Origin of the sequence: Moorena sp. SIO2C4 (assembly GCF_010672485.1) — a bacterium.
Taxonomy (GTDB): Bacteria; Cyanobacteriota; Cyanobacteriia; order Cyanobacteriales; family Coleofasciculaceae; genus Moorena; species Moorena producens.
Genome location: NZ_JAAHGN010000894.1, coordinates 1 through 3,204, shown reverse-complemented (window position 1 = coordinate 3,204; position 3,204 = coordinate 1). Strand labels below are relative to the sequence as shown.

Genomic DNA, 3,204 nt, shown 5'->3' with positions numbered 1-3,204 from the left:
GGATGAGTTGGCATAAAGGTAAAAAAGCGATGCAGAGGTGCGACCCGTGGCGAATTTAATTCGCCTACGGAAAACGCACCATTACGGTCTTGTGGGTTTCCCCCACTCGCTATTGCATCAAGACAAAGTCCCAGATAAAATAGCTCTGTGGTGGAGGAACAAAACCAGATGATCGCCGATTGGTTCCTCACCCATGATCAAGACATTAGTTAATCATGGTGAGCAAAAGGAATAGTGAGCAAAAGGAAGTTCACTGTCTCAGATTTGCTCCCTATGCACCAGGAGAAAATCCCATTGAAAATATTTGGGGGCATATCAAGCAACTTTTACGCCATATCCATCTATGGTGTCGCTCTTTCACCATTACAAATAAACTCTTTGAATTATTTATTGAGTATCATTTATTCACTATGCCTGATTTAAGTACTTATGAGGCTTTCTCTGATATCATTTAGGATTGGTATATAATGGTATCAACAGCACTAGGCACATATTTTTGCACCAGGTTATGTTTTTTTTTGAACTTTGAACTTTGTAATTTTCTGAATCTCCTTCAAGGAAAAATTGATATTATTATATCGTTGGTAATTATTTTGATGTTGATCAGTTTCTTTATTTATGTCTGCCAATACCGCAAACTCATCCAAGATGCACTGCAGTACTTTTTAAAGAGTAACAGTTTCAGTAGCGAAACTATCTGCCTAAAAATAGCTAGTTTTTGAGAAGACTACATTCAGGATTTCATGATAGTAAGACTACGAGATATCAATAATTATTATTTAAATTTATTTTTGGCTGCTTATAATATGATCAAGAAAAAAGATATTCCTACTCCTCTTATTGATAACAAACAACGAAAGCAAGTTAAAATAGCTGAAAATTTGGAAGTTCGTCGTTTTTCAACTCTCTACATTATCCAACGATTTATTATTTACTATTTAGGTATACAACGTCGCCGAATTACAAATAAGCCAGATATACAAAAGAATGCGAACGAGCTACGTCAGATATTTGAAGATTTGGGAGGCTTCTGGGTAAAAACGGGTCAGTTGTTAGCATTGCGGACCGATATTTTACCAGATGAGATTTGTGATCAGTTAATACGTCTTCAGTATGAAGCGATTGGATTCCCTATGGCTATAGTTAGATCAACAATTGAGTCAGAGCTAGGAGCACCCATGGAAAAAATATTTCAAGATTTTGATGAGACTCCTTTGGCAGCTGCATCAATTGGTCAGGTTCATAGAGCAACGTTGCGAAGTAAAAGAAAAAATGTTCCGGTAATCGTTAAAATTCAACGTCCAAATCTAGCAGAAGCATTCAAGCGAGATTTGGATTTAATTAAAGTCGTTGCCAAAGTTTTAATTTCTTTTAATTTTATGAGTTACCTACGTTTAGATGAAGCAGTATCGGAGTTAGATAAAATTTTTAATGAGGAATTAGATTATCGCTATGAAGCATCTAATACTCGTAATATGAGAAAAACACTAAAGCAGCATAAAATATATGTTCCAAAGATTTATAACAAATATTCTAAACGTCGAGTTTTAGTTATGGAATATATCGATGGAGTTCTTGCCTCTGATTATATTAAAGTATTGGCTAGGGATCCCGTCAGAGCCTCTCAATGGCAGGATGAAAATGACTTTGATCCTAAAAAAGCGGGTGAAACGATGTTTATTTCATTACTTCGACAAGTATTTGAAGATAACTTGTACCATGGAGATCTACATCCAGGCAATATTATTTTCTTGCGTCGGAGCAAAGTTGCATTCATTGACATGGGTAGCGTGGGATCCCTGGATAGGGAGTTGAGGGTAACTTATAATGAGTATACGAATGCATTGTCAGATGGAGATTTTGCCAAAGCGGCTAATTATATCTTGCGGTTGGCTGTTGATATTCCCAGAGTTAATGTACCTAGAGTCAGGGCAGAGATGTCGAGTGCTATAGAGGTTTGGTCCACCAAAGCCCAACTTAAAGGGATAGAGTATAAAGAAAAGTCTTTTGGTGGGGCAACCGCTGAAGTATCTAAAGTGATTGCCAGATATGGTATCCCAAGTAATTGGACTTTTCTCAAAGTGACTCGATCTTTTTTAACTCTAGATGGTGCACTGCAGTACCTATTACCTGAATTTGATTTCTTCAAGACATCTAGAAAATATAATCGCCAGTCAGATCGACGTGCTCTCAAACAAAGTTTAGAGCCAAAAAGTATTAGAACTTCGATTAACCAGTTCTTTGACACTATTAGCGAGTACAATAACCTGATTTTACCTGAGTTGCGACAACGAACCATCGCATTTGAGTTAACCAGTAATATTTTTGCACTGTTACTGGTAGTAGGTTTTCAATCTCTCGCCTATTTACTCCTAATAACTGAACCAGTTGTAGTTTATAGTTTCCTTTATCAACATTATTTTAAAGCGATTGAACCTATTCATACTCAACTGGCTGACGAGTTTGTTCAACAAATTCCCCATCTTCCATATCTGCAATGGATTGGTATTTTTATACTGATTGGCCTCAGTGCTAGAGTACTGCTTGCGGGAGCAAAAATTCTGGAGCGTAAAGACTTTCCTCAATCGGTAAGGGGGTAGTTAAAATGTAAGGATTCAGGTCTGGCGTCATCAAGTTATTAGGGGATGAAAGGCTTCGTCCCCAATGAATGCACCGAATACCTTGATTGTTCGGCCTTTGGCTTGTAAGCATTCAGCCATCAGCCGTCAGCAGTCAGCCTAAGGCTCACGCTGCTTGAGGTGCTTATTTTATTCAAAAGCACCTCAAGGAGATTCATCTACATGCACCATTAGCTGTCCTTTCATCCATTCCCGCAAGCGGTCAACGCTACCTTTGACCGCTTCTGCCATTCTGGCATTGGTAGCGACCAAAGTTCCCACTCCTACTTCAATGGCACCCAGTTCCCGCAGCAGTTCTTGCTGCAACTCAATCGGAAAGATGCCCGTAGTGCGTTCGCACCTCAAGCAGCGTCGGCAAAGCCTAAAGCGTGACCAAAGGTCAATCGCGTTTTAGTTGATACCTCGACAAACAGTGCGTTCGCACCTCAAGCAGCGTCGGCAAAGCCTAAAGCGTGACCAAAGGTCAATCGCGTTTTAGTGAATGCCTCGACAAACAGTGCATTCGCGTTTTAGTAGTTGATGTAGGGTGGGCAGTGCTTTCGACCGATTCATGTGGTTAGCAATA

4 protein-coding genes are annotated in these 3,204 nt (G+C 39.3%); 2 read left to right on the top strand and 2 right to left on the bottom strand.

Annotated elements, in window-relative coordinates:
• Window positions 1-191: hypothetical protein (locus F6K20_RS30950; protein WP_287297281.1), on the bottom strand; the 191-nt coding region annotated here is incomplete at its 3' end.
• Window positions 192-215: 24 nt separating this feature from the next.
• On the opposite strand from F6K20_RS30950, the gene F6K20_RS30945 reads away from it, so the two are divergent.
• Together F6K20_RS30945 and F6K20_RS30940 are read left to right on the top strand one after the other, a co-directional pair.
• Window positions 216-455, top strand: a complete 240-nt coding sequence (locus tag F6K20_RS30945; RefSeq protein ID WP_008180463.1) for a hypothetical protein — start codon at window positions 216-218, stop codon at window positions 453-455.
• 288 nt (window positions 456-743) lie between these two features.
• Window positions 744-2,600, top strand: a complete 1,857-nt coding sequence (locus F6K20_RS30940) for an ABC1 kinase family protein (RefSeq protein ID WP_008180468.1) — start codon at window positions 744-746, stop codon at window positions 2,598-2,600.
• A gap of 183 nt (window positions 2,601-2,783) precedes the next feature.
• On the opposite strand, the gene F6K20_RS30935 is transcribed toward F6K20_RS30940, so the two are convergent.
• Window positions 2,784-2,984, bottom strand: coding sequence for a hypothetical protein (locus F6K20_RS30935; RefSeq protein WP_131827001.1), 201 nt, complete (start codon window positions 2,982-2,984; stop codon window positions 2,784-2,786).
• Window positions 2,985-3,204 lie beyond the last annotated feature (220 nt).

What these genes read in the sequence shown, in the direction of transcription:
- F6K20_RS30945 (WP_008180463.1), top strand. Translation starts at nt 216, where the DNA reads ATGGTGAGCAAAAGGAATAGTGAGCAAAAGGAAGTTCACTGTCTCAGA.
- F6K20_RS30940 (WP_008180468.1), top strand. Translation starts at nt 744, where the DNA reads ATGATAGTAAGACTACGAGATATCAATAATTATTATTTAAATTTATTT.